This is a genomic window from Sphingomonas faeni (genome assembly GCF_024273235.1).
In the GTDB taxonomy this organism is placed as follows: Bacteria; Pseudomonadota; Alphaproteobacteria; order Sphingomonadales; family Sphingomonadaceae; genus Sphingomonas; species Sphingomonas faeni_A.
The window spans coordinates 1-2,829 of sequence record NZ_JANBVH010000078.1 but is presented as its reverse complement, the minus strand read 5'-3'; the positions used below and the strand labels follow the sequence as shown (position 1 = coordinate 2,829).

Below are 2,829 nucleotides of genomic sequence, written 5' to 3'. Positions count from 1 at the left end.
AGGTCCGAGCACGAGGCCTCGCTGACACAACAGAAGGACGAACTGCTCACGGATTGATCGGGGAATTCTATGAAGACAACGCACGAAAGTGGAAGTCCGCCGCCCACCGTGCGGTAGACGGTCGCATCGTTGTGACGGTCATGCATCTGGGTCGTGTCGACTGGCGTAACCCGGCGGCTGATCCCAGCGGGTTGGTCCGCAACGCGCTCGACACTGCTCGTTCGGCTCAGTGAGCCGATGCTTCGAGTGAAAAATAATGAATAATTCCTAAGCAGGGTATGGACATTTTCTGATGCGTGCCTGCTTATAGGGCCGTGGTTGGGGCCGACTCCAGTGACAGGCGCATGTCCAGCGTTGTTCGAAAAGACTGTCTTGCGCGTCAGATCGCGTGAACCGCATTGGCTCTGTTCCATATCATACTTGTGCGGAAAGACAGTAACGGACCGGGGAGGTTTTCGGGCCTCCCCCTTAGCTCACGACCGGAAACACCTCATGGCGCCCGTGCGAACGAGAACGTTGACTTCGTCGCGGCCACGTTCCGCCTGTGTTCTCATGAAAAAGGCATTCGGGTCGACGCGCAGTGGTGCTGAATCGCTGCCTCAGACCCACCATCTGATCGCGGAAATTTTGGCCAAACTGCGGCCGGCCGAAATGCAGGCAGCGTACTTTTAGTGCATGGAGGACGGGCCCGAGAGCTTGCTGGCGCCGATCGAGGCGGAGTTTGCGAAACGTGGTTTGTCGCCCCGCGCGATGACGTTCGGTTGATGGCGAGCGTGATCACCGCTAGCGGATCGCGGGCCTGACCGAACAGGCCCTGGTTCGGCCCTTGTGGGGCTTGCGGTGTCGCAGGAGCGGTTTTAGGGCGGATGCCCGACGCGAGATTGCCTGGCACGCCTATAGCGCGCTCTACCAGACTTCGAAGGTTGAGACGGGGCAGTTTGCGTTGCGGATTCCGAAAAAGTTCGACGATAAACTTAATTGGTAAGCGGTGCCGTTAATGATTTTCGGCTACATGATCATCATGCGCCGAATGTTTGCACGGTTGGGCTACTCGCCGCTCGGGCCGGCGCTGCTAGGCATCGCTTATTTTGCCTTCGCCGTGTTATCGCTGATCGTAGCGCGGGGGGCTCACGGAATAGCCGCAATTTGGCCGCCGAGCGGCATTCTATTGGCAACGTTGCTAATCGTGCCCCGGCGTGCCGTTTGGCGGTTCGCCGTAGCTGCGATCATTGCCAGTTTGGCGGCAAACCTTTTTGAAGGATCCGGATTCCGCGTCGCTGCTGGGTTTACCGCTGCCAACGGGATCGAGGCGTTGATTGCGACGCTGATATTGCGACGGCGAGCTGGGCGGCGGGTATCTTTTATCGATCCATCAGGTCTGTCCACGTTCTCTATCGCGACCTTAATCGCCGCTTCGATAAGTGCTGGGGTGGCGGCCTGTGTTTCTCCGCAGACAGGCCGCGAATTCATGCTCGCTTGGCTTAGCACGGTATGGCTGGGCATGTTGCTCGTGACGCCGCTATTGTTTGCGACATTCGAAATTGCAGTCTCGGCGAAACGGGCAGTGTCTAACCGTGAAACGCTGAATTTGATAGGAATCGTCGTGTTGACGGTCGTCGCCACCGGTACGACGTTCTATCAAAGCCAATATCCGATGCTGTTCGTGCCGATGATGGTCATCGTGATCGCAGTCCTGCGCGGTGGCATGCTCGGCGGAGTCATCAGCATTATCGTCGTTGTGATACTCGGATCGCTGGCGCTTTGGTTGGGCTCGGGACCTATATTCCTGATCCGTGCGTCCCATGAATCGCGTATTCTGTTTTTTCAGTTCTACCTTTTGTCGCTGTTCGTTTCCGCGCTACCGATGGCAACGCTTCTTGCTGCTCGCGATCGTTTAAGAATTAATCTTTCGGAACGTGTCCGTCTGCTCGATCAAGCTGAGGCGGCTGCGCACATCGGGCATTGGCGTATCAATCCCTCCAATCAGGCGATTTTCTGGTCGCCGGAGGTATTTCGCATTCACGGTCTGCCGGAGGGCCAGCCGCCAGCGCTGGATCAGGCCATCGATTTGTATCATCCAGGTGACCGGGGGCGTGTATCGGAGGCCGTGACTCGCGCCCTTACGGATGGTCAGCCGTTCGCGTTCGAAGCCCGGCTAGTTCGTGCCGACGGCGCCGTTCGGCATGTTGAGACGCAGGGTGAGCGAATTTACTCGCCGAGGGACGACGAGATCGGGCTCTTCGGTTTGATCCGCGACGTCACAGAGCAGATCGAGGCGCGACAGGTTCTAAGAGATGCTCGCGATGCAGCCGACCGGAATGCTAAGGCTGCGATGTTACTTGCCGCAACTGATGCCTTGACCGGCCTCGCTAACCGGCGCCGAATTGTTGAATATCTCGATGCCAGATTGAAGGGTGCAGCCGCCGGAGAGGCTAAGCTTTCGATCGTTTTGTTCGACATCGACCATTTCAAGTCCGTCAACGATCACTACGGGCATGATACCGGCGACGAGGTTCTTAAACGCGTCGCGTCGGTCGCCGCCGAGGGGCTGCGGAACACCGACCTTATCGGTCGCTACGGGGGGGAGGAGTTCGTCATCATCCTGCCCAATACCGACGCAAGTTTGGCGTTGCAGATCGCTGAACGCGTCCGCGCCAAAGTTGAAGCGTCGCAGCATGACGCGCAACCAATGGTCACGGTCAGCCTTGGCATTGCCTCGACTGGCGGCGAGGATACCGGCCATAGTATTCTCAAGCGTGCCGATGTTGCGCTGTACGAAGCAAAAAGTGCAGGTCGAAACCGATTGCGCTTGGCTTCATGAACCAAACG

At 57.8% G+C, this 2,829-nt stretch carries 2 protein-coding genes; both read left to right on the top strand.

From position 1 onward, the window contains the following. On the top strand, positions 1-233 hold a 233-nt coding region (locus NLI89_RS21485; RefSeq protein WP_254688778.1), incomplete at its 5' end, for a hypothetical protein. Positions 234-997: 764 nt separating this feature from the next. Continuing rightward, a complete protein-coding gene (locus NLI89_RS21480) occupies positions 998-2,821 on the top strand; it encodes a sensor domain-containing diguanylate cyclase (RefSeq protein WP_254688777.1) in 1,824 nt (607 codons plus the stop codon). The last annotated feature ends 8 nt before the right edge of the window (positions 2,822-2,829 follow it).